We start from the raw sequence: 25,469 nt of genomic DNA on the forward strand, positions 1-25,469 counted from the left end.
GGCGTGGCTGGACCGCGCCGGCGTCGCCGACGTCGCCGACCAGCGCCCGGGCCAGATGTCCGGCGGCCAGCAGCAGCGGGTCGCGATGGCCCGGGCGCTGGTCACCGAGCCGGCCGTGGTGTTCGCCGACGAGCCGACCGGCGCCCTCGACACCGTCTCCGGCGAGCAGGTCCTCGGCCAGCTCGTGCGGGTCGCCCAGGAGCACCGCACCGCGGTCGTCCTCGTCACGCACGAGGCCCGCGTCGCCGGCTACGCCGACCGGGAGGTCGTGCTGCGCGACGGCGTCCTCGACGCCAGCGGCCTCGGCATCGCCGTCCCGGGTGGGAGGCACGGCCGGTGAGCCCGCTGACCCTGGTCCGGCTGGCCCTGGCCGGCACCCGCGTCGACACGGTGCGCGTGGTGCTGACCGCGTTCAGCGCCGCCCTCGCCGCACTGTCGATCCTCGCCGCCCTCAACGTCCTGGCCATCGGGCCGCTGATCCAGGGGCACGTCAACTCGGATGAGTGGGCCCAGCAGTACAGCAGCCCCCTCCTGCGGGAGCCCGGCCTGCGCCCCGGCGTGATCCTCACCTTCGTGCTGCTGACCGTGCCGGTCTTCGCCCTCGCCGGGCAGTGCGTCCGCCTCGGCGCGCCGGCGCGCGACCGGCGGCTGGCGGCGATCCGGCTCGCCGGCGCCACCCCGCGCCAGGCGGTGACGGTGGCGGCCGCCGAGACGGGCGTCGCCGCGCTCATCGGGTCGGGTCTCGGCCTCCTGGTGTACCTCGTGAGCCACCGGCTGCTGGACAAGCCGGACGCGCAGGGGAAGCTGGCGCTGCCCACCGACGTCCTCCCGCCGGCCTGGCTGATCGCGACCGGCGTCGCCGCCATCCCCGTCGTCGCCGCCCTGGCCGCCGCGCTGGTCATGCGCCGGGTGACGATCAGCCCGCTCGGCGTGGTCCGCAAGGCCCGCCGCGAGCGCCCGCCGGCGATCTGGGCCGGCCTGGTCCTCGGCGTCGGCATCGCCCTGTTCACCGGCCTGCGCCCGATCGTGACGTTCGCCGACAAGCACAAGATCACCTGGATCGCCGACTGGTTCCCGGTCCTGGTGTACGGCGGGGCACTCATGGCCGCGGCCGGCGTGGTCCTCGGCACCGGCTGGCTGTCGTACACCACCGGCCGCCTCCTGCACCGCTACGCCCGCCGCCCCGCGCCGCTGCTGGCCGGCAGCCGCCTCATGGCCGACCCGTGGAGCGGCTCGCGCACCCTCGCCGTGCTGCTCGTCTGCGTGGTGTTCGCCGGCGGCGTGGCGTGGACCCGCTCGTGGTTCGCGGCCGAGGACCGCATCCGGGCCCAGTACCAGCGGACGATCGACCCGCTCCAGGACCCCGGGACGGACCCGTTCTACCTCAACACCGTCGAGCTCATCGACGCGGCGATCCTGCTCGCCGTCGGGCTCGCCGCGCTCGGCATGCTCGTCGCCCTCGCCGACGGCATCCTCACCCGCCGCCGCGCCTACGCCGCCCTGGTCGCGACCGGCGTCCCGCGCCCGGTGCTGGCCCGCTCGATCCTCTGGCAGGCGGTCGTCCCGGCGGTCCCGGCGATCCTCGTCGCCCTCACGGTCGGCGCCGGCCTGATGGCCTCCCTCGCCTCGGAGGTCACCGCGGGCGGCGGCGGATCGGTCACCTGCCTCACCACCCAGGAGCAGTGCGACGCCACGCCCATCGACGACCCCACGGTCTGGCGGATCGAGCAGCAGCCCGAGCTGCACCTGGCCGTCCCGGTACCGTGGGCCGAACTCGCCCGCGACGGCGGCATCGCCCTGGCGGCCGTCCTGGCGATCGTCGCGATCGGCCTGTTGTTCCTGCGCCCCAGCACCGACCTGGAGGAGATCCGGGTGACCTGAGTCGGGTGGGCCCGAGCCGGGTGGTAGGGCTGTCCCCACCGTCGGTCGGCGGGTTCGCGGGATCGTTCCGGGCGTCCCCGGTCCATAGCGTCAGCAGCATGGATTCCAGGGAGCACGTGAGTGGGATCGCGGCCCGGTTCGCGATCTGGAGTGCCCGCCATCGGGCGCTCGCCATCGTCGGCTGGCTCGTCTTCGTCGTCGGCGTCACCGTCCTGAGTGGACACCTCGGTACCGTGCAGGCCGGGGACGCCGACTTCGGCAACGGCGAGTCGGGCCGCGCCGACCGGGTCATCGCCGACGCCGGGTTCCCGGTCCGCGAGGCCGGCGAGATGGTCATCGTCCAGGCCCCGGCCGCCGACAGCCCCGAGGTGGCGGCGGCGGTCCGGGAGGTCACCGCGGCCGTGCAGGCGACCGGTGTCACCGGGCCGGTCGGCGAGCCGGTGCGCTCCGAGGACGGCCGGTCGATGCTGCTGTCCTTCACCGTCACCGGCGACCCCGAGACGGCCAAGGACCGGGTCGGGCCCGTCCTCGACGCCGTCGCCGCGGTCCAGGCGAAGCATCCCCAGCTGTACGTCGGGCAGGCCGGCGACGCGAGCGGGGACAAGCTCATCGGCGACGACCTCGACGAGGGCCTCAACCGGCTCTCCATGCTGTCGATCCCGGTGACGCTCGGCATCCTGCTCGTGGCGTTCGGCGCGGTCGTCGCCGCGCTGCTGCCGGTGCTCCTCGCCGTCACCGCGGTCGTCGCCGCCGCCGGGCTGCTCGCGTTCGCCAGCCGCCTCGCGCCGGCCGTCGACACCACCATGCACGTCATGCTGCTCGTCGGCCTGGCCGTCGGCGTCGACTACTGCCTCTTCTACATCCGCCGCGAACGCGACGAGCGCCGCGCCGGCGCCGACCGCCACCGCGCGCTCGTCGTCGCCGCCCAGACGTCCGGCCGCTCGGTGTGGATCTCCGGCCTCACCGTCATCGTCGCGATGGCCGGCATGTTCCTCACCCGCGACACCACGTTCGTGAGCTTCGCCGTCGGCACCATCCTCGTCGTCGCCACCGCGGTGCTGGGCTCGCTGACCGTCCTGCCGGCGCTGCTCTCCGCGCTCGGCGACCGGGTCGACCTCGTGCGCATCCCCGGCCTGTACCGCAAGCGCGCCGAGGGCCGCGTCTGGAGCGCGATCCTGCGCCTCGTGCTGCGCCGCCCGCTCATCTCGGCGCTGCTCGCGACCGCGGCCCTGGGCCTGCTCGCCTTCCCGGCGCTCGACCTGCGCACCAAGGGCGAGGGCGTCGAGGACCTGTCCCCGTCGGCCCCCATCACGAAGGCGTTCGTCGCCATCCAGACGGCGTTCCCGGGCGGCAGCGACCCGGCCGAGGTCGTGGTGCGCGCCCAGTCGGTCACCGGCCCGGCGTTCGACGCCGCCGTCGCCGACTTCACCCGGCAGGCCCTGGCCACCGGCAAGCTCCACGAGCCGGTCACGGTCGAGGTCAACCCGGCCGGCACCGTCGCCGTCGTGCGGGTCGGCCTCTCCGGCAGCGGCTCCGACCGCGCCTCCGAGGAGGCCCTCGCGGTGCTGCGCGGCACGGTCGCCCCGGCGACCCTCGGCACGCTGCCCGGCGCCTGGGTCGGCGTCACCGGCGGTACCGCTGGATCGAAGGACTTCAACGACCAGCTCGCCCGCAGCATGCCGCTCGTCTTCGCCTTCGTGCTGGGCCTGGCCTTCGTCCTGCTGCTGGTGTCGTTCCGCTCGGTGGTCGTCGCGCTGACCGGCGTGGTCCTCAACCTGCTGTCGGTGGCCGCGGCCTACGGCATGCTCGTGTACGTCTTCCAGTACGGGCACTTCGAGTCCCTGCTGGACTTCCGGGCCGCCGACGGCATCACGAACTGGATGCCGCTGTTCCTGTTCGTGATCCTGTTCGGCCTGTCGATGGACTACCACGTCTTCGTCGTCAGCCGCATCCGCGAGGGCCACGACCGCGGCCTGCCGACCCGCCGCGCCGTGTCGGAGGGCATCACCCGCACGGCGGGCGTGATCACGAGCGCGGCGGCGGTGATGGTGGCGGTCTTCGCCCTGTTCGCAACCCTTCCCCTGGCCTCGACGAAGCAGCTGGGCGTGGGCCTGGCGGCGGCGGTCCTGCTGGACGCCACGATCATCCGCGCCGTCCTGCTCCCGGCCGTCATGGCCATGCTGGGGGAGCGCAACTGGTGGCTGCCGCGCTGGCTGGGCTGGCTCCCACAGGTCGCCCACGAGGCCCCGGCCCCGGCGGAGCGCGAGCTGGTGACGGCCGCCCGCTGACCGGATGCTGTACGGGAGCCGGCGCCCTCGGGTGCCGGCTCCTCAGCGCTGTGTTCGCTGCTGAGCCGATGCCCATGATCCCGAAGGGTTCTTGTACCCAGGGGTACGAAAACTCTTCGGGATCATGGCGCCCAGGGTCAGACGTGCGCGGGCTCGCGCTCCGGCTCCGTGGCCAGGTGCTGGCGGAGCTTCTCGCCCTCGATGTCCACGTTCGGCAGGAGCCGGTTCAGCCAGCCCGGCAGCCACCACGCGGCGCGGCCCAGCAGGGAGACGACCGCCGGGACGATCGTCATGCGGACGATGAAGGCGTCGATCGCCACGCCGATCGCCAGGGCGAAGCCCATCGACTTGATGACCGGGTCGTCGACCAGGATGAAGCCGGCGAAGACCGACGTCATGATGATGGCCGCGGCCGTCACCACCCGGGCGCCGTGGCCCATGCCGCTGACCGTGGCCTGCTGCGCCGACGCGCCGTGGACGTAGTCCTCGCGCATCCGGGAGACCAGGAACACCTCGTAGTCCATGGCCAGGCCGAACAGGATGCCGATGAGCAGGATCGGCAGGAAGCTCACCAGCGGGCCCGGGGTGTCCAGGCCGACCAGCGACGCCAGGTGGCCCTCCTGGAAGACGGCCACCGTGATGCCGAAGGTCGCGCCCACCGTGAGCAGGAAGCCGGCCGCGGCCTTCAGCGGTACCAGGATGGACCGGAAGACCAGCATCAGCAGCAGGACCGAGAGGCCGACGACGAGCAGGAGGTACACCGGCATCGCATCCGACAGCTTCTCCGACACGTCGATCCCGACCGCGGTCTGCCCGGTCAGCGCGATGTCGGCCCCGTCGATGCCGTGCACCTTCGCACGGACGGCGTGGACGAGGTCCTCGGTCGCCGCGTCGGTCGGGCCGGTCTTCGGGATGATCGCCAGCAGCGCGGTCTTCTTGTCCTGGCTGAGGTTCGGCGGCGTGACCGCGAGCAGGTTCTCGGTGCCCTGCAGCCGGGCCATCGCGTCCTGCGCGGCCTGCGCGGTCGTTTCCGGCGAGTCCGACGACACGACCATCGCGAGGCGGCCGTTGAACCCGGGGCCGAAGCCCTCGGTGACGAGGTCGGCGGCCTCGCGGGCCGGCGTGCCGACCGGGCCGGCGCTCGCGCCCGGCAGCGCGATGCGCATGTCGGCGGCCGGGATCGCGAGTGCGGCGAGGCCGACGACGCCGACCAGGATCACCGGGATGCGCAGCCGGGTGACGCCCCGCGCCCACCGGAAGCCGAAGTTCTGCGTGTGGTGCGCGACGTTGCCGCCGCCGACCCGGCGCTGCTTGCGGGGCAGGACCCGCCGGCCGGCGAACGCGAGCAGGGCCGGCTGGAGGGTGATCGCCACCAGGACCGCCACCGCCACCGTGCCGGCCGCGGCCAGACCCATGACGGTCAGGAAGGGGATGTTCACGACGGCCAGGCCGGCCAGGGCGATGACGACCGTGGCGCCGGCGAACACGACGGCGGAGCCGGCGGTGCCGACCGCGCGCCCGGCCGCCTCCTCGGGTTCGAGGCCCTCGAGCAGGTGCTGGCGGTGCCGCGAGGTGATGAACAGCGAGTAGTCGATGCCGACCGCGAGGCCCAGCATCAGGGCGAGGACGGGCGCGGTGCTGGTGAGGCTGATGACGCCGGACAGCGCGTACAGGCCGGCCATGCCGGCGCCGACGCCGAGCAGCGCGTTGAGCATCGTCATGCCGGCCGCGACCAGCGAGCCGAACGTCACCAGCAGCACGACGAGGGCGATGGCGACGCCGATGCCCTCCTTGCCGCCGACCTCGGGCTCGGCGTTCATGACCTCGCCGCCGTGCTCGACCCGCAGGCCGGCCTGGGTCGCCGCCGCGCCGCTGTGCTCGTACGCCGTGCGCTGCTCGTCGGTCACCTTGTCGGCCCGCTCGGCGAACTGGACCTGAATCATCGCGTACTGGTCCTTCGAGACCGCCCCCGTCTGGAACGGGCTCAGCGCGCCCACCACACCGGGCAGCTTGTTCGCCTCCAGGACCAGCGCGTCGATCGTGTCCTTGTTCGCGGCGACGGTCTGGCCGTCGGGCACCTTGACGACGATCGTGCCGGTCGCGCCGGCCGCCTCCGGGAACTGGGTCTTCAGCGCGTCGATCGCCCGCTGCGACTCGGTGCCGGGCATCGTGAAGTCGCTGGACGTCGTCCCGCGAAACGCGGCCGCCGCGCCACCGAGCGCGCCGAGCACGACGATCCACACGATGAGCACGAGCCAGCGATGCCGGAACGAGGCGCGGCCCAGCCGGTACAGCACAGTTGCCATGTCCGTGTCCTTATCCTTCAGGATGCTTCAGGATGCTTCAGGGGTGAGGACGCGAGCGGCCGCCGCGATGAGCGCGGCCCGCAGGTCGTCGTCGGAGTAGTCGATGCAGTCGAATGCGACGGCCGCGGTGCCGGCCAGCACGAGCTTGGCCGCCACGTGTGCGGCCGGGGAGCCCGACGGCCCGGTCAGCGCTTCCTGCAGACGCTGGGTCATCAGGTGTACCTCCAGGAACTCCGGCTGCTGGAGCAGGCCCGGAAGGTCGCCGTAGATGACCTGGATCTCCTTGCGGTAGCGCAGCACCAGGTCGACGAACCCCTCGATGGCCGCCGTCCGCGCCGCATGCGGCCCGAGCCCGGCGAGCCGCGCGGCGAGCTCGCGCAGCTCGGCGATCGCCGGCGCGCACATCTCGGTGAGGATCGCTTCCTTGCTGTCGAAGTGGTACAGCAGCGCGGCCTTGGAGCAGCCCACCTCGACCGCGATGTCGTGCAGCGAGGTGCCCTTGAACCCGGCGCGGGCGAACTGGCGCGCGGCCGCGGCCAGAATCTCGTCACGCGTGTTGCTCCGAACCATGCTGCACCTCCCGGCGCTCATCATGCCTGACCGATCGGTCAGAACCTGACCGATCGGCCAGCCTTGAGAGCGACCTCACACCGCCCTCCCAGCTCCTGTTCACCTCGGCCTGCCGCCAGTTCCGCCACCAAAATCACGACATGTCGGTTATATCGACCAGCGACGCGAGGGTGCGCGGAGCCGGGAAGCCCGCGGTTTCGCCCGGCTCCATGATCGATGGCGAGTTCTGGTCGCCATGACAGCCGGATCGTGCCATCGATCATGGACAGGGCCGGACCGGGCGGGCGAGAGCGGTGCCGGGCCGGGCGGGAGCGGAGCCTGGCGGGGTCGGCTGGTTCTGGTGGAGCGGGCGCGCGGAGGCGTGCCCTGGGGAGGCGTGATCTGGGGGGCTGGCGGAGGGCGGGCAACGCGGGGCGGGCGGTGTTGTGGGCCGTCGATCCAGGGTTGACGGGTGGCGGGGGAGGGCCGCTATCGTTCCGGGATTGGAAACAGTGTTTCCCTCCCGGAGGTGTCCGCGTGTACGCCGAGGTTGATGCGTTTGCCGGGCGGGCGCCCGTGCGGGTGCGGGTCGGGGCCGCCGCGCCGCTCGGGTGGTGGGCGGCCGTCTGTGTGGCGCTCGTCGCCTGTATCGACCGGGTCGAGGCCAATCTGCTCGCCGGGGCGCTCAGTCAGGTGCAGGAGGAGTTCGGGTTCGGTGACGCCGCGGCGGGGGCCATCCCCACCGCCTCCGCCGTCGCCGGGATCCTGCTGCTCATCCCGGCCGGGCGGCTCGCCGACACCGGGCGGCGGGGGCGGATCATCGCGGGCGTCGTCGCCGTGTGGGCGGTGCTGACGCTCGGGTCGGGGCTCGCCACCGGGTACGCCATGCTGTTCGCGCTCCGGGTCGCGCTCGGCGGGGCCGGGCAGCTCTACAACCCGCCCGCCTCCAGCCTGCTCGCCGACTACTTCCCGCCCGGCAGCCGGGCCCGGGCGTTCGGGCTGGAGCGGGCCGGGTACTTCACCGGGCTGCCCATCGGGGTGCTCGCCGGTGGTGCCCTGGCCGAGGCGTTCGGGTGGCGGCTGGCGTTCGTGCTCATCGCCGTGCCCGGGCTCGTCGTCGCGCTGCTGTGCCTGACGATCCGCGAGCCCGTCCGCGGGATCGGCGACCACATCGGACGGCTGCAGCAGCGCACGGCGCCGGCGGTACACCAGGAGATCGAGCCGGATGCGACGCCGGTCCCGCAGCAGATCCGGCAGCTGCTGCGGATCCGGACGCTGCGCGTCGTCGTCGCCGGGTTGACGATCATGTTCTTCGGGCTCGGCGGGTTGTACTTCTGGATGCCGAGCTTCTACCAGCGCCGCTACGACCTCGACGAGGCCGCCGCGGCGGCGGTCACCGGCGGGGTCGGGCTGGTCGGGATCGTGCTCGGGATGCTGCTCGGCAGCCGGCTCGGCGACCGGTACCACGGCCGCCGGCCCGGGTGGCGGCTCACCCTCGGCGGCACCGCGTTGTTCGTCGGTACCGCCGGGCTCGCCGGCTCGCTGCTCATGCCCGCACTGGCCGCGCAGTCGGCGCTGTACCTCGTCGCGAACGCCGGGTTCTCGGCCGCGATCCCCAACCTGACCGCCGCCAACGCCGACATCGTGCCCGCCCACCGGCGGGGGATGGGCTTCGCCGTGCTCCAGCTGGTGGTGACGCTCGGCGGCGCGGCCGGGCCGTGGCTCATCGGGCTCGCCTCCGACGCCACCGGCTCGCTCACCGAGGCGTTCGCGGTGCTGCTGGTCCCGCTCGGGATCGGCGCCTGGGTCATCGTGCGGGGCCGGCGGCACTTCGACGCGGACGTGCAGGCGGCTACGACGGCAGCGCCGCCCGTACCGCGCTGAGCAGCGCGTCGGCGTCGGCGGTGGTCGTGCCGGGGTTGACGACGCAGGCGCGCAGGGCGAACGCACCGTCCACAGTGGTCCCCGCGAGGTAGGCCCGGCCGGACGCCTGGACACCCGCCAGGACCTGCCGGTTCAGCTCGTCGGACCCGGCGACCCGGAAGCACACCACGCTCAGGCCGTGGGCGAGCAGCTCCAGGTCCGGGTCGAGCTGCACGGCGGCCGCGAGGTGGGCGGCCACGGCCAGGTCGTGCTCGATGAGCGCGCGGTAGCCGGCGACGCCGAGGTGCTTGAGCAGCGCCCACACCTTGAGCGCGCGGAACGGCCGGGTCTGCTCGAAGCCGTACTCGCTGAACCACGGGTCGCCCTCGGCGCGCAGGTACGGCGGGACCAGGCTGAACGCCTCGCGCGTGACCGACGGGTCGCGCAGCAGGACCAGGCCCGCGTCGACCGGCGCGTACAGCCACTTGTGCGGGTCGAGGGAGACGCTGTCGGCCCGCGCCAGCCCGGCCCGGGCGTCGGCGAAGCGGTCGAGGAGCAGCACGGCCGGGCCGCCGTAGGAGGCGTCGACGTGCAGCCAGACGCGGTGGGCCGCGCACACGTCCGCGACCGCGGCGAGGTCGTCGACCGCGCCGGTGTTCACGGTGCCGGCCGTGGCCATCACCGCGACCGGGATGCCCACCTCCGAGTCCAGCATGCGACCGAGCATCGCCGCGTCGTCGAAGAGCCGCACGTGGTCCGAGCCGAGGCCGAGCAGTTCGGCGGCCTTGCGGGCAGAGCCGTGGCCCTCGGCGCCGAGGTACAGCACGAACGGCCGGTCGTGGCCCTGCAGCCCGCGCGCCCGCACGTCGATCCCGGCGCGCGCGGCGGCCCGGTGCCGCGCCACGGCGAACGCGGTGAGCGTCGCCGCCGAGCCGCCGCTGACCAGCAGGCCGCCGGCGCCGGGCGGGAACCCGGCCAGCTCGGCGAACCAGCGCACCACCTCCCGCTCGACGTGCACCGCGGCGTGGTCGCCGCCGGCCACGCTCGGGTTCATCGCGGCCGCGATCGCGTCGGCGGCCACGCCGAGCGGGTGCGGCGGCGAGTTGACCCAGGCGAAGAACCGCGGGTGCCCGTTGCCGAACGGGTGCGGCATGACCCGCTCGGCGATCTCGTCGAGCACCGCGCCGGCGGGCGTGCCCTCCACGGGTACCGCCGACGGCGCGAACTGCGGCGGGCGCCACACGGGACCGTCGGGCAGGTCCGCGAGGTAGCCGTGGACGAGGTCCGCGACGCGGCGGCTCAGAGCCGCATCGCCAGGTAGTAGACGCACGGTTCGCTCCCGGGGTTGGCGAAGGCGTGGCTGCGGTCGCCGGCATAGCAGGCGCTGTCGCCGGCGTGCAGCTCGAGGGGCTCCTCGTCGAGTCCACCGTCGAGGGTCAGGCGCAGGGTGCCGCGTTCGATCCCGATGTACTCCAGGGAGCCCGCACCGTGCGGCAGGAACACGCCGGCGTCGACGTGCGGGCCGAGGGTCGTGCGCATGAACTCGAACTCGACGCCGGGCAGCACCGGGCTCAGCACCCGCCGCTCCCAGCCGGCCGGGTCGCGGGCGACCTCCTGCTCGTGGTGGCGCAGCACGGTGGTGCCCGCGGGCCGCTCGTCCTGCAGCAGCCGCGCGATGCTGGTGCCGAGCCCGGTCGCGATCCGGTCGAGCACGAGCACGGTCGGGGTGCGCCCGCCCCGCTCGATCTCCGACAGCATGCTCCGGCTGACCCCGCTCGCGCCGGCGAGCGCGTCGAGGGTCAGCCCCCGCCGCTTCCGCTCCGCCCGCACCCGCTCCCCGAGCGCCCCGACGTCCACGCCTCCACTATAGTGGAATCCCGCGGCGGACGGCAGCCTCCAGGCCGGGCGGGCAGGGGGCGCCGTGGAGGGCGTCGAGGGCGAGCAGGGCCGCGCCCGCGACCGGCGGCGCGTCGAGGATCGTCAGCGTCGCCCGCGGGGACAGGGCCGCGATCCGGGCCGTCACGTCGTCGTGCAGCTGGGGGTGGCGGGCGGTGAGGACGCCGCCGCCGAGGACGACCGCGTAGGGCTCGGCGAGCAGGCCCAGGCGGTCGGCGGCGACCCGGACCAGGGCCTCGATCTCGCCGGCCAGGCGGCGCACCACCCGGGAGGCGACGCCGTCGCCGGCCGCGGCCACCGCGAACAGGACCTCGCACAGCTCGTCGAGCCGGTCGGCCGCCAGCTCGCCGAGGTGCAGGGCGACGCTGACGTCCTCCACCGTGGACCGTCCGAAGTGGAGCCGGACGGCGTCGATGAGGGCGGTGGCCGGGCCGCGGCCGTCCTCGCCGCGCGCCGCGTGGAACAGGGCGAGCGCCGCCAGGTGCTGGCCGCCGCCCCAGTCGCCGGTGAGCTGGCCCAGGGCCGGGAACCGCGACGTGCGGCCGTCGGCGCGGCGGCCCACGGCGTTGATCCCGGCGCCGCAGACCACGCCGACCGCGTCGGGCTCGGCGGTACCGGCCCGCAGCAGCGCGAACAGGTCGTTGTCGACGGTCACCCGCTCGGCCAGGCCGAGCCCGCCGACCTCGGTGTTGAGCCGCTCGACCTCGACCGGCAGGTCGGCACCGGCGACGTACACCGACAGCTGGGCGAGCGGCCGGTCCGGCGCCACCGCGCGGGCCTTGGTGACGAGCTCGGCGAGCGTCGCCAGGGCGGCCGGCCATCCGGCCGCGTGCGGGGAGGTGGTGGGGCCGGTGACCCGGGCCAGGATGCGCCCGTCGGTGTCGCCGAGCACCACGTCGGTCTTCGAGTTGCCCCCGTCGGCGGCGGCATAGAGCAGTGCCGTCACGACAGCCACGCGAGGTGGTCGCGGTTGGCGGCGAGCAGCTCGTCGGTGAGCCGGGTCGCGGTGTCGTGCTGGCCGACCAGCGGGTGCGCCAGCAGCGCGCGGTACACGCGGTCGCGGCCGCCCTTGACGGCGGCGTCGACGGCCAGCTCCTCGTACGCCGAGACGCCGGCGACCAGCCCGGCCAGCTCGGGCCGCAGCGGCGGGGCCGGCACCGGCCGGGCGCCCTGCGCGCCGACCCGGCAGGTGACCTCGATGACCGCGTCGTCGGCCAGGAACGGCAACGTGCCGTCGTTGCGGACGTTGACCGCGTGGATGCCGCCGTCGTCCTGGTGCAGCGACGCGATGAGCCCGACGGCGGCCTCGGAGTAGAACGCGCCGCCGCGCTGGCCGAGCAGCTCGGGCTTGGTGGAAAGCGCCGGGTCGCGGTACATCGTCAGCAGCTGCCGCTCGATCTCGGCCACCCGTTCGCCGCGGGTCGGCTGCCCGAGCTCCTCGCGGACGACCTCGTCGTGGCAGTAGAAGTACCGCAGGTAGTACGACGGCACGTTGCCGAGCGCCGTCAGGACGTCCGGCGGGAGCTGTACCTCGGCCGCGATCGCGTCCCGGTGCGCGGCGAGCAGCTCGGGCAGCCGGTCGACGCCGTCGACGTAGGCCGCCCGCTCCCACGTGAGGTGGTTGAGGCCGACGTGGTCCAGCGTCACCGCCTGCGGGTCGACGCCGAGCTGCGCGGCGAAGCGGCGCTGGAAGCCGATCGCCACGTTGCACAGCCCGGCGGCGCGGTAGCCGTGGTCGAGCAGCGCGCGGGTGACGATGCCGACCGGGTTGGTGAAGTTGACGATCCACGCGCCGGGGTCGGCCCGGCGGGCGATGTCGAGCACCACCGGGACCGTGCGCAGCGCCTTGGCGAAGCCGCCGGCGCCCGTCGTCTCCTGGCCCACGCAGCCGCACCCGAGCGGGAACGTCTCGTCGCTGATGCGGGCCGCCTGCCCGCCGACCCGCAGCTGGATCACGACCGTCGCCGCGCCGGCGAGGGCGTCGTCGACGTCGGACGTCCAGCGCAGCGTGGCCGCGCTGCCGTGGGTGCGCAGCAGCCGCTGCGCGAAGGCCCCGACGACGGCGAGCCGCTCGGCCGCCGGGTCCAGCAGCACGATCTCCGACGCGAACGGCGCCAGCCGCGCGAACCCGTCGATCAGCTCGGGCGTGTAGGTGGAGCCGCCGCCCACCACCGCGATCTTCAACCCTTGACTCCTGTCACTGTTCACCGGTCGCTTGGAGCGCGCGTCGAGCGTAGTAGCGTCTCGCGGACCGCGAGGACCGCCGCGTCGGCCGCGCCGAGCAGGGGCGCGTCGTCGTCGACGGTGCTGGCCACGACCGCCGTCTCCAACGGCGCGGCCCGCGCCATGGCCTTGGCGACCGCCTCGGCCAGTGGCGCGCCGCCGGCCCGGCCGGTCTCGCCGCCGAGCACGACGAGGGGCGGGTCGAGGATCGCCACCACGGCGGCCAGGCCGGGCGTGATCCGCTCGGCGAGCGCGCCGAGGTACGCGGCGCTGCCGGCCCCGTGTTCGGCCGCGAGCGCGGCGACGGCCTCGGGGCCGACGAGCGCGTGGAAGTCGCCGGTCCCCATCGGGATGTAGCCGACCTCGCCGGCGCCGCCCCGGGCGCCGCGCAGCAGCCGGCCGTCGCCGAGGTCGATCGCCAGGCCGAGGCCGCCGGCGCCGAGCCACAGCAGCGCGAACGCGCCGGCCCCGCGGGCCGCGCCGTGCGCCCGCTCGGCCCGGGCGGCCAGGTTGACGTCGTTGTCGATCTCGACCGGCGCGCCGGCCGCGCGCGCGAGGTCGTCGACGAGCCCGGGCCGGCTCCAGCCGGGCACGTCCACGTGGTGAATGACCCGGTCGCGGGGGTCGAATGCGCCGGCGACCGCGAGGTGCACGTGCGCGACCGGCCCGCGGCCCACATCCGCGGCGGCGCACAGCGCGTCGATCGTCTCGCCGACCGCCGCGACCGGGTCGGTCCGGGTGAAGTCGACCGGCCGGGCGATGCGGCCGCGCCGCTCGCCGCGCAGGTCGTGCAGGGCCGCGGTGACCGACGGCGCGCCGCTGCCGGCGGTGTCGCGCACGGAGATCGCGACGGCGTAGGCGGCGTCCGCGTCGACCGCGTAGACCTCCGCGTTCGGCCCGGGGCGGCCGGTCTCCTCGCCGGCGACGACGACCAGCCCGGCCTCGGTGAGGCGGCGGACCGCCTCCGAGACGGTCGGCTTGGACAGGCCGGTGAGCTGCTTGAGCTCGGCGCGCGTCAGCCGGCCGCGGTCGAGCAGGAAGCCGAGGGCGGCGGCCTCGTTGAGCGCCTTGAGCAGCTTGGAGGAGCCTCCGACGACCACGGCTCGCTCCTCCGCACTAATAGGAAAACTGCTTAACAGTTGCCGAGAAAGGTAAGGGCCGCGCTGGCATCGTGTCAACAGTCCCATGCGTCGCGCGTGGCAGAATCGTGCGGTGCAGGTCGCGATGCTGGGCGCCTTCGAGGTTCGCACGGACAGCGGCGTCCTCGCCGACGTGCCCGGCGCCCGCCTGCGCGCCCTGCTCGCCGCCCTCGCCCTCGACCCCGGGCGCGTGGTCCCGAAGGCGACGCTCGTCGACTGGCTCTGGGGCGAGCGCCCGCCCGCCGACGCCGCGAACGCGTTGCAGCGCCTGGTGTCCCGGCTGCGCAAGGCGCTGCCGGACGGCGCCGTCGAGGGGCACACCGACGGCTACCGGCTGCGCGTCGAGCCCGCCGACGTCGACACCGCCCGGTTCGAGCGCCTCCTCGCCCAGGCCCGCGCCGTGCAGGGTGCGCACCGGGTGCGGCTGCTGCGCGAGGCCCTCGGCCTGTGGCGCGGTGGCGCCATGCAGGACGTCGGCCTGCCGGACAGCGCGGCGTTCGACGCGGCCGTCACCCGGCTCGACGGGCTGCGGCTGACCGCCCTGGAGGAGCTCTACGACGCCGAGGCCGGCCTCGGCCGCGGCGCGGAGCTGGTCGCGGAGCTGACCGACCTGGTGGCCGCGCACCCGCTGCGGGAGCGGCTCGTCGCCGCGCTGATGCGGGCCCTCGCCGCGGCCGGCAGCAACGCCGAGGCGCTGCTGGTGTACGAGCGCACCCGCGACGCCCTGGCCGCCGCGCTCGGCGTCGACCCGGCACCGGAGCTGGCCGCGCTGCACGTCGCGCTGCTGCGCGGCGAGGTCGGCCGGCGGGCCGAGCTCACCGGCGACCGCCGGACCAACCTGCGCGCCGAGCTGACCAGCTTCGTCGGCAAGGACGCCGACGTCGCCGCGCTGCGCCACCTCGTCGCCGGGCACCGGCTCACCACGCTGGTCGGGCCGGGCGGCTCGGGCAAGACCCGGCTGGCCACGGAGACCGCGCGCACGCTGCTCGACGACCTGCCGGACGGGGCCTGGCTGGTGGAGCTGGCCCCCGTCGGCGCGGACGGTGACGTGGCGCAGTCGGCGCTCGCCGGGCTCGGCCTGCGCGACGCGCTGCTCGGCGGGCCGCCGCAGGCCGAGCCGGTGGAGCGGCTCATCGCGGCGCTGCGCGACCGGGAGGCGCTGCTCATCCTGGACAACTGCGAGCACGTGATCGAGTCGGCGGCGGCGTTCGCGCACCGGCTGCTCGGCGAGTGCCGGCGGCTGCGCGTCCTGGCGACGAGCCGGGAGCCGCTCGGCATCACCGGCGAGGCCCTGTGGCCGGTCGCGCCGCTGGCCGTGCCGGACCGCGACGCCGGCCCCGGCGAGATCGAGGCCGCGCCGGCCGTGCGGCTGCTGCGGGACCGCGCGGCCGCGGTACGCCCGGACCTCACGGTCGACGCCGGCACCCTGGCGACCATGGCCCGCGTCTGCCGGGCCCTCGACGGCATGCCGTTCGCGATCGAGCTGGCCGCGGCCCGGCTGCGCACCATGTCCCTGGACCAGCTCGCGAACCGGCTCGACGACCGGTTCCGGCTGCTCACCGGCGGCAGCCGCACCGCGCTGCCGCACCACAAGACGCTGCGCGCGGTGGTCGACTGGAGCTGGGAGCTGCTCACCGACGCCGAGCGGGTGGTCCTGCGCCGGCTCGCCGTGTTCGCCGGCGGGGCGGGCCTGGAGGCGGCCGAGCGGGTCTGCGCCGGCGCCGGGGTCGAGCCGGAGCAGGTGCTCGAGCTGCTCACCGCGCTGGCCGAGAAGTCGCTGCTGATCGCCGGGGGCGACGGCGCGCCGCGGTACCGGATGCTCGAGACCATCAAGGAGTACGCCGGGCACCGCCTCGCGGAGGCGGGGGAGAGCGACCTGGCGCGCCACGCGCACCTCGCCTGGTGCACCGAGCTCGCCGAGGCCGCGGACCCGCAGCTGCGCCGCGCCGACCAGCTGGCGTGGCTCGCCACGCTCGAGCTCGAGCACGACAACATCGCCGCCGCGATGCGCGGCGCGCTCGCGGCCGGCGAGGCGCACGGAGCGATGCGGCTCGCGGCGGGCGCCGGCTGGTACTGGTGGCTCGGCGGCCACAAGGCCGAGGGCATGGAGCTGCTCACCGCGGCCACCACGGCCCGGGGCGAGGTGCCCGACGGGGTGCGGGCCACGGTGTACGCGCTCGTCGTGCTCTTCGTGGGCTCCGGGCGGGGCGACGAGCACACGGCGGCGGAGTGGATCCGCGAGGCGTACCGGCTCGGCCGGCGCAGCGGGTCCAGGGACCCGCGCGTGGCGTTCGCCGCCCCGCTGGAGCGCATGCTGCACGCGCCGGACGAGATCCTGCCCGCGTTCGAGGCGCTGCTGGAGCACGAGGACCCGTGGGTGCGCGCACTGGCCCAGCTGCACCTCGGCAAGACGCGGATCATGCGCGGCTACGGCGGACGCGACGCGGATGCGCACCTCGAGACGGCGCTCGCCAGGTTCCGGGCGATCGGCGAACGGTACGGGATCTCGTTCGCGCTGACCGAGCTGGCGGACCGGATCGCCATGCGCGGCGAGCTCGCCGGTGCGTGCGAGCTCTACGAGCAGGCGATCGCGGTCATCACCGAGGTCGGTGCCCTCGACGACCTCATCCGGATGCGGTCGCACCAGGCGGTGCTGTACTGGCTGCTCGGCGACCCGGAGGCCAGCACGGCCGCCATCGCCGAGGCGCGCCGCCGGGCGCAGCGGGTCACCTGGCCGGACGCGCTGGCCGAGCTGGCGCTGGCCGAGGCGATGCTCGCCCGCTGGCGCGGTGACGCCGAGGAGGCCCGCCGGCAGCTCGGTGTCGCGATGACCCGGTTCGGCGCCGAGGCGGAGCGCCCGTACGTCCGCGCCGCGCGGCACGATCTGCTCGGCTACCTCGCCGGCGACCTCGGCGAGGCCCGGGCGTGCCGCGCGGCGGCCTGCGCGGCGGCCGCCGAGGCGGGGCACCTGTTGTCGATCGCGCAGGTGCTCGTCGGGGTCGCCGACCTCGCGCTGCGCCGCGAGCAGTACGAGCAGGCCGCGCGGCTGCTCGGGGCGAGCGCCGGCGTGCGGGGGCTCGAGGACCGCTCCAACCCCGACGCGGCCCGCATCGAGCGGGCCGCCCGGCAGCACCTCGGCGACGCGGGGTTCGCCGCGGCGGTGCGGGAGGGCACCGCGACGGGCTGGGACCGGCTGGCCGCGGCGACGCTCGCCGCGTAGCTCAGTCCACGAAGTCGAACGACGAGGGGTAGGCGTCGTACCCCTGGGTCACGATGTCGTGCTGGGTGGAGCCCTCGTACGACGATGCTCCCGCGCTGATCTCGATGATCACGTGGCCGCCGGAGGCCAGGGTGATCCGGCCGGCGTGGACGGCCGCGGTGCACACGGACGAGTCCGTGGTGTACGGGCCGGAGCCCCACACCGTGATGATCGTGCCGTCGGCCGGGCAGTCGTAGCCGATCGTCTTGCCGGGGCTCCCGGCGAACTCCTCGGCGTTGGAGTCCCACCGGACGTCCGGGTACTCCACGTCGGCGGTGACCGAGGACTGCCCGCCGTCGCCGCCGCTGCCCCCGTCGCCGCCGTCGCCCGTGTCGAACAGGCGCAGCGCGCCGTACACGCCGGCGCCGGCCACGGCGAGGACCGCGACCAGCAGGCCCACGAGGAGGGCCGGGCTGCGCCGCTTCGCGGCCGCCGTCGAGGGGCCGCCGGGGATCGTGGGCGGGAACGTGGGCGGGAACGTGGGCGGCGCGGGGCGCGGCGGGGGCGGCGACTGGTAGGTGCCGGGCGGCGGGGACGCCGGGTACGAGGTCACCGGGGCGGCCGCGAAGCCGGGGGAGACCGGGGCGTTGGCCAGGTGCGGGCCGGGCGAGGCGGGCACGGCCGAGGTCGGGTACGGCGCGCCGGACACCGACGCCGAGGCCCGCGCGGGCGGAGGCGGCGTCGGCATCGAGGCTGGGGGCGCGGAGGCCGGGGAGGCGTATGACGGCGGCCCGGACGCCGGAGGCGCGTAGGACGGCGGTGGGGCGAACGACGGCGGGGCGGACGCCGGGGACGCCGGGAACGGTGGCGCGGACGACGGGGTGGGGCCCGACAGGTTCGCGGCGCCGACCGCGCCCTGGGCGACCACCAGCTCCGGCTGCTCGACCACCGTCGGGGCGATCCCGAGGGCCTGGTGCAGCAGCGTCGCGACGAGCGGGATCCGGCTGCCGCCGCCCACCAGGAACACGCCCGCGATGTCCGCCGGGGTCAGGCCGGCCGTGGCGACGGCGGCGCGGGAGGCGGTCACCGTGGCGGTCAGGATCGGGCGGGCGAGCTGCTCGAACTGGTCCCGGCCGAGCGGGACGTCGGTGTCGTACGCCGGCAGGTGGATCATCGTCGCCGCGGTGCGCGACAGCATCTCCTTCGCGGCCCGCACGTCGTCCCACAGCATCCGGCTGGCCCGCCGCTCCGCGCTGGTGGTGGGGTGGACGAGCCGGTTCCAGGCGGCCGGGTCCCGGCCGGCGTGCGCCGCGCCGAGGTAGCCGACGATCGCCGCGTCGATGTCGAGGCCGCCGCTGGTGCTGAGGCCCTCGGTCGCCAGGACCGTGAACGCGCCCGCCCCGTGACGGACCACGGAGGCGTCGAAGGTGCCGGCGCCCAGGTCGTAGACGAGGAACGCGGAGCCGGGCGGGGCCGCGTCGCCGACCATCGTCCAGAACACGTGCGCGGCGGCGACCGGCTCGGGCACCAGCGTGACGGCGCCGAGCCCGGCCCGCTCGGCCGCGGCGAGCAGCACCCCGCGGCGGGTCTGCGCCCACGCGGCCGGGCAGGTGACGGTGACCGGGCCGAGCTGCCCGCCGGAGACCCGCCGGGCCTCGCCGGCGACCCGGGCGAGCACCGCGGCGATCAGGTCGGCGGTCGGCCGCTCCCGCTCGCCGAGCAGCACGGCGGCCTCGTCGATGCGGCGCTTGGGGTTGGGCTCGAAGCGCTCCGGGCTGATCCGCGCCGCGTGCACCGCGTCGCGCCCGACCAGCAGCCCGTTGCCGGGGTCGTCGTACACCGACGAGGGCAGGGTCGGCGACCCGTCGAAGAGCAGCGGGCGCACGTGCCCGTCGGGCCAGGCCAGCATCGCCACGGTGTTCGAGGTACCGAAGTCGACCCCGAGCCGGTACCCTCGCACGTCCACGACGCCCAATATACGGATCGCCACCGGCCTGGATATCCGTCCGATCGGCTCCAGCGACCTGTACGGAGCGGTGAGTGAACCGTCGTGAATGATGCCTCAGTGTGCTGCGATCGTCAGTGCACCATGCACGGGTCGTCTTCACTACCTGTAGTTCAACGACTACCCTGAATGCGTACGGCCCGGCGGGAGGGGAAGGCAGCAGATGGTCAAGAAGATCCTCAGATGGGGCGGCCTCGCGTTCCTGGTGTTCTTCATCGCGTACCGCCCGCAGTCGGCGGCGAACATCGTCTCGTCGATCGGCGGTGGCCTGCTCGACATCGCCAACGGGTTCGGGGAGTTCTTCGCCAGCGTGTTCAACAGCTAGTCGCCCGCACCGGCCTCAACGGTACGGCCGGTCAGCGGAAGAGGGCGTTCGCGGCCAGGGTGAGCAGGACCGACAGCAGCAGCGAACCCAGGATCATCAGCAGGCAGCCCGGGCCGCCGCCCAGCGGGCGGATCTCGACGTTGCCGATGCGCACCCGTCCAGTGTCGCTCAGCCGGCCAGCCAGCGCTCGGGGAGGGCGCCGCCGACGAAGCCCGCGTAGCGGCCGCCCGCCGGGAGGCCGGCCAGGACACGCAGCTCGGGCGGCAGGGCGCGCAGGCCCGGCGCGCCCAGGGCGAGGGCGTGGTGGTCGGCGGGGCGCAGCCAGGGCAGCAGGTGCTCGGCGATCAGGGCGCGGCGGGGCGCGGACGCGCGGTTGTGGCCGGCGCCGTGCCACAGTCGGCCGCTGTACACCAGGGCGCTGCCGGCCGGCATCTCGGCCGGCACGAGCTGCGACGGGTCGGGGCGGCGGCCCGCCGGCCAGCGGTGGCTGCCGGGGGCGACCAGCGTGGCGCCGTTGGCGGCGGTGAAGTCGTCGAGCGCCCAGATGACGTTGACCTCGGCCTCGACGTCGCGCGGCAGCGGGTACACCCCGGCGTCGAAGTGCGGCACCTGCGCGCCCTGGCCCGGGTCGACGGCCGAGAGGAACAGCATGCCGAACTGGTGCTCGGCGCCCAGCCGCTCGGCGACCAGCGCCCGCACGGCCGGGTGCAGCAGCAGCGGTGTGAACGCGCCCGGGTCGGCCAGGAGGTTGTACACGCGGCGGGTGCGCCGGCCGTCGAAGTCGTTGTCGCTCCACGGCACGCCCTGCAGCAGGGCGTCGGCGTGGGCCCGGGCGGCCGCCAGCCCGGCGGCGGGCAGCAGCTCCGGCAGGATCACGTAGCCGTCGGCGTCCATGTGTCCAGAGGGTAGCCGTAGGAGAGGTCGGCGTGGCCCGAGGAGAGGACGTCCTCCCGCCAGTACCGTCCACATCGGACACAGCGGTGCACCGCCCGGCCCCACCCCTCCGACGACACCGGCGACAGCAGCGGACGGACCCGCGACCAGGTGCCGGCCAGGCGCACCGCCTCCCACTGCGCCCGCGGCGGGCGGAACCGCTCGTGGCGGCACTCGCAGGTGACCGGCGGCGGGAGGTACAACTCGTGTCTGGCCCAGGCGAGGACCTGCGCGGTCTTGCGCCGGGACCGCCGGCCCCGGGCCGAGCGCTCGTGGCGAGCCGCCAGCGGGGCCCCGTCGACAGCGGGATGGACCAGGGCGCACGCCAGCGCGTCGTGGGCGTGGTACGGCCGGCCCCGGTCGTAGGCGTGCTCGGCGGCCGCCCGGACCGGACCGGCGGCGTAGCGGCCCTCAGCCGCGAGGGCCAGCCGGGCCAGCTTGGTGACCCGGCTCGGGAACAGCCCGTGGGCGACCGGGTCGCCGGGCGCGCCGAGCGCGAACGACCGCACGGAAGCCTCGGCCCGCGCGGGCACCGGTGGCACCGGACCCTCCGGCGGGAACGGCTGCCGGAGGAACCCGAGCAGCTCCTGTACCGCCGGATCGTAGCCGAGCGCCGAGCGCACCAGCGGCAGCAGCGCAGGCCCGGCCGCCGCGCCCGCCAGCAGCAGCCGCTCCACCGGCAGCCCGGGCAGCACCGCCCACGCCGCCGCCGGTTCGAGCACGTCGAGCACCCAGAAGCCGCACGTGCGCGGCCGCAGGGCCAGCAGCTGCCGCTCGACGGCGTCGTCGATCATCACGACGGTCACCACGGCGCCCAGCGTAAAGTGTGACCCGATGACCGGCGGGGCGGAGTTCGCGAAGCTGCGGCGCACCTCCGCCGCGGCCGACGCCGTCCGCGCCCTCCAGGAGATGATCGTCGACGGCCGGCTCGTGCCCGGCCAGCGCCTGCCGCCCGAGCGGGAGCTCAGCGAGCTGCTCGGGATCAGCCGCCCCACCCTGCGCGAGACGATCCGCTCCCTGGTGAGCATGAACATCCTGGAGAGCCGCCACGGCGCCGGCACGTTCGTCGCGTCGCTCGACACGGCCGCCCTGCTCGAGCCGCTGCAGTTCGTGATGGCCCTCAACGAGCGGACCATGGACGAGCTGTTCGAGGCCCGCCTGGTCCTCGAGCCGGCCCTCGCCGCGCTCGCCGCCGAGCGGGCCGGCGCCGAGCAGGTCGCGGCGCTGCGGGCCGCGCTCGACGACCCCGACCCGCTCGTCGCCGACGTGCGCCTGCACGCGCTGCTCGCCGAGGTCGCCGGCAACGCGCTGCTGGCGGCGATGCTGCAGACCCTGGCGACGCTCGGCCGCTCCAGCCGGGCCCGCACCGCGCAGCGCCCCGGGGTACTGGAGGGCACCGCCGCCGACCACGCGGCGATCGTCGCCGCCGTCGAGGCCCGCGACCCGGCCGCCGCCCGCGCGGCGATGACCGACCACCTGAGCCGGATCGCCCGGGCCGCCCGTCTTTCGAATACCGTTCACATTCCGGGGGGCGGCCCGTAGGTTGTCGGCGTGATCGCGCGCGGCACGGTGGCCCTCTCGTACGTCCTGTTCGTCCTGGTGGGCCTCGGCGCCGGCGTGAACGGCGTGGTCCTGCTGCCCCAGCTGCACGACTACGACGTCGACCGCACCCTGTTCGGCCTGGTCTTCGTCGCCGGCTCGGCCGGGTTCGTGGCGGCCGGCGCGGTCACCGGTCCGTTCGTGCACCGCTGGGGCTGCCGGGCCGCGCTGCTGCTCGGCGTCGCCACCTACGTGCTCGGCGGGCTGTACATCGCGACCCGCCCGCCGTTCGCCGCGTTCGTCCTGGTCCAGCTGCTCGCCGGGTTCGGCACCGGGCTGCTCGAGTCGATCCTCAACGCGTACGTCGCGGCGCTGCCCGAGGCGACCGGCCGGCTCAACCGGCTGCACGCGTTCTTCGGCGCCGGCGCCCTGCTCGGGCCGCTGCTGGCGACCTGGATGCTGCGGTTCACCACCTGGCCGATCGTGTTCCTCGCCCTCGCCGGGGTGGCGGTGCCGCTCGGCCTGGCCGTCGCCGCGCTGTTCCCGGGCCGGGCCGCCGACCCCGCCGTGGCCGTGAGCGAGGCGCACACCGGGCGGCGGCTGCTCGGGCCGGCGCTGCGCAGCCGGGTCGTGCTGCTCGGTTCGCTGCTGCTCACCGTGTACGTCGGGCTCGAGATCGGCGTCGGGAACTGGGCCTACAGCTACCTCGTCGAGGCGCGATCGGTCACCGCCACGGCCGCCGGCGCGACGATCAGCCTCTACTGGCTGGGGCTGACCCTGGGGCGGTTCGTGCTCGGCTCGGCGGCGACGCGGGCCGGGCTGACGGCCGCCGGCCTGATGTACGGCTGCCTCGCCGGCATCACCGTGGCCGCCGCCCTGACCTGGGCGCTGCCCGGGACGGTGCCGCTCGCGGCCGGGTTCGCGCTGCTCGGGTTCTTCCTCGGCCCGGTGTTCCCGACCGCGATGGTCGTCGTCCCGCCGCTCGCCGGCCCCGGCCTGGCCCCGACCGCGATCGGCGTCATGAACGCCGGCTCCGTCGTCGGCGGCGCCGCGCTGCCGTGGCTCGCCGGTGCGGTGACCCAGGGGTACGGCGCCTGGACGCTCATGCCCTTCGCGCTGGTGCTGGCGTTCGCGCAGCTCGCCGTGTGGTGGCCGGTCGCGGCCGGGTCGCCGTTGACGACCCGGCCGCGGCAGGAGGAGCTACGCAGCGCGTAGCTCGTCGAGCAGCGTGGGGCGCTGCGGCGCCCAGCCGAGCGAGCGGGCCTTCGCGCCGGAGGCCTGCTGGTCCAGCAGCAGCGCGTCGGCGAACAGCGGCCCGAACCGCTCCCGGGACGCCTCGACCGGCTCGGCGGCGACGCCGTCCGGCCCGGCGGCCGCCTCGGCGATCTCCCGGACCGTCGGGCTGGCCCCGGACACCGCCAGGAGCCGGCCCAGCGGCTCACCGCGGGTGGCGACCAGCGCGTACAGCGCGGCGGCGTCGTCGACGTGGATCGTCGTCCAGTGCTGGCTGCCGTCGCCGACCAGCCGGACCCGGCCGGCCTCGTCGCGGCCGGGCAGGAGCACACCGGCGGGGATGCCGCCGCCCGCGCCGTACACGATGCCGGGCGTGACGATCGTCGCGGCCAGGTCGGCGTCGAGCACCGTCGCCTCCACCGGCAGGCGCCAGGCGGTCAGCGCCGGCGGCCGCAGCGCCGAGTCCTCGGCGATGTCCGCGTTGTCGCCGTAGAGCCACACACCGCTGGTGTGCACGTAGGGCCGGCCGGTCCCGCCGAGGGCCTGCACGGCCGCCGCGACGACAGCCCGGTCGAGGCGTTCGGTGTCGGGCCCGCCGGTCGCGGCGAGGTGCACGACGGCGTCGGCGGCGGCGAAGCGCTCCGCCGTCCACGCCACGTCGAAGGCGTCGCCGACGGCGGCGTCGGCGCCGTGCTTGCGCACCTTCGCCGCCGCGTCCTCGGTCCGCACGAGGGCGGTGACGTCATGCCCGGTCGCGGCCAGCCGCCGCACCAGCGCGGAACCGATGTACCCGGTCCCGCCGGTCAACACGATCTGCATGCGCCTGACGCTAGAGCGCCGTGCCGGATGGCGTCTCGTGATGCTGATCGCGACGACCACCGGGAATATTCACGGGGGCTGCTCCACCCCGAACCGCGCCGCGCGCGACCTCGCGCCGGAGCGGTCACGGCCGGCATCGTGTCGGCCTCCTGGCGCTCGACCTTGTGGAGGGTTCCCGCGCCAATCGAAACGTCAGACGTCGGTTGAGCGTTTTGGTTACCCCTGCGTGCGCCGGGCAGTGGTTGCAGATGACCTACCGCATGGATCGAAAGACGCTCGGCGCGGCGGTGCTGGCCGCCGCGGGGGCCGGAGCCGGCGTGGCACTCGCCCGGTCGCTGCGGGAGGGCACCCCGCCGGCCGGGGAGCAGGCGTGGACGGTGCGCGCAACGGGCGAGGCCCGCCCGACCGCCGAGGCCACCGCCACGTTCGTCGGCACCGCCACCGTGCTGCTGCGCCTCGGCGCGTTCACCCTGCTCACCGACCCGAACTTTTTGCACCTGGGCCAGCGGGCCTACCTGGGGTACGGCATGTGGAGCCGGCGGCGCACCGAGCCGGCCCTGCCGGTCGACGAGCTGCCGCCCCTCGCCGCGGTCGTGCTGTCGCACCTGCACGGCGACCACTTCGACCGGGTCGCGCGGCGCGGGCTGCCGCGCGACGTGCCGGTGCTCACCACCCGCCCGGCCGCCCGGCGGCTGCAGCGGTGGCGGTTCGGCGAGGCGGTGGGCCTGGCCGACTGGCAGAGCGCCACCTTCTCGGCCGGCGGCGGCGAGACGCTGCGGGTGACCGCGGTCCCGGCCCGGCACGGCCCGGCCGGGGTGCACCTGGCGATGCCGGTGACGATGGGCAGCGTCATCGACTGGCAGCCCGCCGACGGCCGGCGCCTGCGGCTGTACGTGAGCGGTGACACGCGGTACAGCCACCGCGTCCTGCGCGAGATCCCGGAGCGCTTCGGCGGCATCGACGCGGCCCTGCTCCACCTCGGCGGCACCCGCCTCCTGGGTGCCCTGGTCACCATGGACGCCCGCGACGGTGTGGCCCTGTCCCGCCTGCTCGACCCGCGCCGGATCGTGCCGATCCACTACGACGACTACCCGGTGTTCCGTGAGCCGCTGTCGACCTTCCTGCAGCTGGCCGAGCTGTCCGGCCTGGGCGGCGCGGTCCGCCCGGTGGTCCGCGGCCAGACGGTCGACCTGACGGAGTGAGCCGCCGGCCCTAACTTGATCTTTAACCTGGGGTGGTTGACGTCGGCCCCTGGTTGGTGATGGAAACAG

Annotated in this window: 21 protein-coding genes; 9 read left to right on the top strand and 12 right to left on the bottom strand. The window is 75.4% G+C overall.

Annotated features, from left to right (window positions below; all coding sequences use genetic code 11):
- The 3 genes from ABZS66_RS45800 to ABZS66_RS45810 form a co-directional block, all read left to right on the top strand.
- A partial coding sequence (locus ABZS66_RS45800) for an ATP-binding cassette domain-containing protein (protein ID WP_354769326.1) occupies window positions 1–340 on the top strand: 340 nt, incomplete at its 5' end.
- Window positions 337–1,881: an FtsX-like permease family protein gene (locus tag ABZS66_RS45805; protein ID WP_354769327.1), complete on the top strand. Its 1,545-nt coding sequence runs from the start codon at window positions 337–339 to the stop codon at window positions 1,879–1,881. The genes ABZS66_RS45800 and ABZS66_RS45805, both read left to right, overlap by 4 nt.
- A gap of 98 nt (window positions 1,882–1,979) precedes the next feature.
- On the top strand, window positions 1,980–4,169 hold the full coding sequence (locus ABZS66_RS45810; RefSeq protein WP_354769328.1) for an MMPL family transporter: 2,190 nt from the start codon (window positions 1,980–1,982) through the stop codon (window positions 4,167–4,169).
- Window positions 4,170–4,306: 137 nt separating this feature from the next.
- On the opposite strand, the gene ABZS66_RS45815 is transcribed toward ABZS66_RS45810, so the two are convergent.
- Together ABZS66_RS45815 and ABZS66_RS45820 are read right to left on the bottom strand one after the other, a co-directional pair.
- The gene (locus ABZS66_RS45815) at window positions 4,307–6,475 is read right to left on the bottom strand and encodes an MMPL family transporter (protein ID WP_354769329.1); all 2,169 of its coding nucleotides are present in this window, start codon (window positions 6,473–6,475) and stop codon (window positions 4,307–4,309) included.
- Between the two features lie 27 nt (window positions 6,476–6,502).
- Entirely contained in the window at window positions 6,503–7,045 is a 543-nt protein-coding gene (locus ABZS66_RS45820) for a TetR/AcrR family transcriptional regulator (protein ID WP_354769330.1), read from the bottom strand.
- 516 nt (window positions 7,046–7,561) lie between these two features.
- On the opposite strand from ABZS66_RS45820, the gene ABZS66_RS45825 reads away from it, so the two are divergent.
- Window positions 7,562–8,908 (top strand): MFS transporter, encoded by a 1,347-nt coding sequence (locus ABZS66_RS45825; protein WP_354769331.1) that lies wholly within the window; start codon window positions 7,562–7,564, stop codon window positions 8,906–8,908.
- Here ABZS66_RS45825 and ABZS66_RS45830 read toward each other — a convergent pair.
- The 5 genes from ABZS66_RS45830 to ABZS66_RS45850 are packed head-to-tail and all read right to left on the bottom strand — an operon-like array spanning window position 8,877 to window position 14,106.
- Window positions 8,877–10,217 carry a pyridoxal-dependent decarboxylase gene (locus tag ABZS66_RS45830; RefSeq protein ID WP_354769332.1) on the bottom strand — a complete coding sequence of 447 codons (1,341 nt, stop codon included), beginning with the start codon at window positions 10,215–10,217 and terminating at the stop codon, window positions 8,877–8,879. The two genes, ABZS66_RS45825 and ABZS66_RS45830, sit on opposite strands and share 32 nt — an antisense overlap.
- A complete protein-coding gene (locus ABZS66_RS45835; RefSeq protein WP_354769333.1) occupies window positions 10,187–10,744 on the bottom strand; it encodes an XRE family transcriptional regulator in 558 nt (185 codons plus the stop codon). Before ABZS66_RS45835 ends, ABZS66_RS45830 begins: the two co-directional genes overlap by 31 nt.
- Window positions 10,745–10,751: 7 nt before the next feature.
- On the bottom strand, window positions 10,752–11,729 hold the full coding sequence (locus tag ABZS66_RS45840) for a BadF/BadG/BcrA/BcrD ATPase family protein (RefSeq protein WP_354769334.1): 978 nt from the start codon (window positions 11,727–11,729) through the stop codon (window positions 10,752–10,754).
- The gene (locus tag ABZS66_RS45845; protein ID WP_354769335.1) at window positions 11,726–12,967 is read right to left on the bottom strand and encodes a 6-phospho-beta-glucosidase; all 1,242 of its coding nucleotides are present in this window, start codon (window positions 12,965–12,967) and stop codon (window positions 11,726–11,728) included. The genes ABZS66_RS45840 and ABZS66_RS45845 overlap by 4 nt, the downstream gene beginning before the upstream one ends.
- A gap of 20 nt (window positions 12,968–12,987) precedes the next feature.
- The gene (locus tag ABZS66_RS45850; RefSeq protein WP_354769336.1) at window positions 12,988–14,106 is read right to left on the bottom strand and encodes an ROK family transcriptional regulator; all 1,119 of its coding nucleotides are present in this window, start codon (window positions 14,104–14,106) and stop codon (window positions 12,988–12,990) included.
- 112 nt (window positions 14,107–14,218) lie between these two features.
- Between ABZS66_RS45850 and ABZS66_RS45855 the strand changes: the two genes are divergently transcribed.
- Window positions 14,219–17,365 (top strand): BTAD domain-containing putative transcriptional regulator, encoded by a 3,147-nt coding sequence (locus tag ABZS66_RS45855; protein ID WP_354769337.1) that lies wholly within the window; start codon window positions 14,219–14,221, stop codon window positions 17,363–17,365.
- A gap of 1 nt (window position 17,366) precedes the next feature.
- On the opposite strand, the gene ABZS66_RS45860 is transcribed toward ABZS66_RS45855, so the two are convergent.
- The gene (locus tag ABZS66_RS45860; RefSeq protein WP_354769338.1) at window positions 17,367–19,310 is read right to left on the bottom strand and encodes an Hsp70 family protein; all 1,944 of its coding nucleotides are present in this window, start codon (window positions 19,308–19,310) and stop codon (window positions 17,367–17,369) included.
- A 202-nt stretch (window positions 19,311–19,512) separates the two neighbouring features.
- Here ABZS66_RS45860 and ABZS66_RS45865 point away from each other — a divergent pair, with 202 nt between their 5' ends.
- The gene (locus tag ABZS66_RS45865; protein WP_354769339.1) at window positions 19,513–19,674 is read left to right on the top strand and encodes a hypothetical protein; all 162 of its coding nucleotides are present in this window, start codon (window positions 19,513–19,515) and stop codon (window positions 19,672–19,674) included.
- Between the two features lie 31 nt (window positions 19,675–19,705).
- On the opposite strand, the gene ABZS66_RS45870 is transcribed toward ABZS66_RS45865, so the two are convergent.
- Genes ABZS66_RS45870 through ABZS66_RS45880 form a run of 3 tightly spaced genes read right to left on the bottom strand, consistent with a single transcriptional unit; the run spans window position 19,706 to window position 21,416 of the window.
- On the bottom strand, window positions 19,706–19,828 hold the full coding sequence (locus tag ABZS66_RS45870; protein ID WP_354769340.1) for a hypothetical protein: 123 nt from the start codon (window positions 19,826–19,828) through the stop codon (window positions 19,706–19,708).
- Window positions 19,829–19,842: 14 nt separating this feature from the next.
- Entirely contained in the window at window positions 19,843–20,568 is a 726-nt protein-coding gene (locus ABZS66_RS45875; RefSeq protein ID WP_354769341.1) for a phytanoyl-CoA dioxygenase family protein, read from the bottom strand.
- A complete protein-coding gene (locus tag ABZS66_RS45880; RefSeq protein ID WP_354769342.1) occupies window positions 20,547–21,416 on the bottom strand; it encodes a hypothetical protein in 870 nt (289 codons plus the stop codon). Before ABZS66_RS45880 ends, ABZS66_RS45875 begins: the two co-directional genes overlap by 22 nt.
- 25 nt (window positions 21,417–21,441) lie before the next feature.
- Here ABZS66_RS45880 and ABZS66_RS45885 point away from each other — a divergent pair, with 25 nt between their 5' ends.
- Together ABZS66_RS45885 and ABZS66_RS45890 are read left to right on the top strand one after the other, a co-directional pair.
- Window positions 21,442–22,149, top strand: a complete 708-nt coding sequence (locus ABZS66_RS45885) for an FCD domain-containing protein (RefSeq protein ID WP_354769343.1) — start codon at window positions 21,442–21,444, stop codon at window positions 22,147–22,149.
- A 9-nt stretch (window positions 22,150–22,158) separates the two neighbouring features.
- Window positions 22,159–23,361, top strand: a complete 1,203-nt coding sequence (locus ABZS66_RS45890; protein WP_354769344.1) for an MFS transporter — start codon at window positions 22,159–22,161, stop codon at window positions 23,359–23,361.
- Here ABZS66_RS45890 and ABZS66_RS45895 read toward each other — a convergent pair.
- Entirely contained in the window at window positions 23,347–24,198 is an 852-nt protein-coding gene (locus ABZS66_RS45895; protein ID WP_354769345.1) for an NAD-dependent epimerase/dehydratase family protein, read from the bottom strand. The genes ABZS66_RS45890 and ABZS66_RS45895 overlap by 15 nt on opposite strands.
- A gap of 260 nt (window positions 24,199–24,458) precedes the next feature.
- Between ABZS66_RS45895 and ABZS66_RS45900 the strand changes: the two genes are divergently transcribed.
- Window positions 24,459–25,400: an MBL fold metallo-hydrolase gene (locus ABZS66_RS45900; protein ID WP_354769346.1), complete on the top strand. Its 942-nt coding sequence runs from the start codon at window positions 24,459–24,461 to the stop codon at window positions 25,398–25,400.
- Window positions 25,401–25,469 lie beyond the last annotated feature (69 nt).

Source organism: Dactylosporangium sp. NPDC005572 (assembly GCF_040605515.1).
Taxonomy (GTDB): Bacteria; Actinomycetota; Actinomycetes; order Mycobacteriales; family Micromonosporaceae; genus Dactylosporangium.